This window comes from Pseudodonghicola flavimaris, from assembly GCF_030164425.1.
In the GTDB taxonomy this organism is placed as follows: domain Bacteria; phylum Pseudomonadota; class Alphaproteobacteria; order Rhodobacterales; family Rhodobacteraceae; genus Pseudodonghicola; species Pseudodonghicola flavimaris.
In genome coordinates this window covers 1-1080 of record NZ_JASNJD010000060.1, presented here as the reverse complement: position 1 = coordinate 1080, position 1080 = coordinate 1, and the positions used below count along the sequence as shown (strand labels likewise).

Here is a 1080-nt window from a genome sequence, read left to right as displayed (position 1 = left end):
ATGACCCGCAAAGCACTCATCACCGGCATCACAGGGCAGGATGGCTCTTATCTGGCTGAGTTTCTCCTGGAAAAAGGCTATGAGGTTCACGGCATCAAGCGCCGTGCCTCGCTGTTCAACACCCAGCGTGTCGATCACATCTATCAGGATCCGCATGTGGATCACGCCAATTTCCGGCTGCATTACGGCGATCTGACCGATACCTCGAACCTGACCCGCATCCTGCAGGAGGTGCAGCCCGACGAGGTCTATAACCTCGGGGCGCAGAGCCATGTGGCGGTCTCCTTCGAGGCGCCGGAATATACCGCCGACGTCGACGCCATCGGCACCCTGCGGCTGCTGGAGGCGATCCGCTTCCTCGGGCTGGAGAAGAAGACCCGCTTCTACCAGGCCTCGACCTCTGAGCTCTACGGCCTGGTGCAAGAGATCCCGCAGAAGGAAACCACCCCCTTCTACCCGCGCTCGCCCTATGCGGTGGCCAAGATGTATGCCTATTGGATCACGGTGAACTACCGCGAGGCCTATGGGATGTATGCCTGCAACGGCATCCTCTTCAACCACGAGAGCCCGCGCCGCGGCGAAACCTTCGTGACCCGCAAGATCACCCGCGGTCTGGCCAATATCGCCCAGGGGCTGGAGCCCTGCCTCTACATGGGCAACATCGATTCCCTGCGCGACTGGGGCCATGCCAAGGACTACGTGCGGATGCAGTGGATGATGCTGCAGCAGGACGTGCCCGACGATTTCGTCATCGCCACCGGGGTGCAATATACCGTGCGCCAGTTCATCGCCTGGTCGGCGGCGGAGCTGGGCATCAGCCTGGAATTCTCCGGCGAGGGGGTCGAGGAGATCGCCACCATCACCGCGATCGAGGGCGACGCCGCCCCGGCGCTGAAGGTCGGCGATGTGATCATGCGGATCGATCCGCGCTATTTCCGTCCCGCCGAGGTGGACACGCTGCTCGGCGATCCGGCCAAGGCAAAAGAGAAGCTCGGCTGGGTGCCGGAAATCACCGTGCAGGAAATGTGCGCTGAAATGGTGGCCGAAGACCTCAAGGTCGCACAGCGCCATGCCCTGCTG

1 protein-coding gene is annotated in these 1080 nt (G+C 62.2%); it reads left to right on the top strand.

Annotated elements, in window-relative coordinates:
- Positions 1 to 1080 (top strand): GDP-mannose 4,6-dehydratase (gene gmd, locus QO033_RS25225; RefSeq protein WP_284483438.1); only part of this gene is annotated, 1080 nt, incomplete at its 3' end.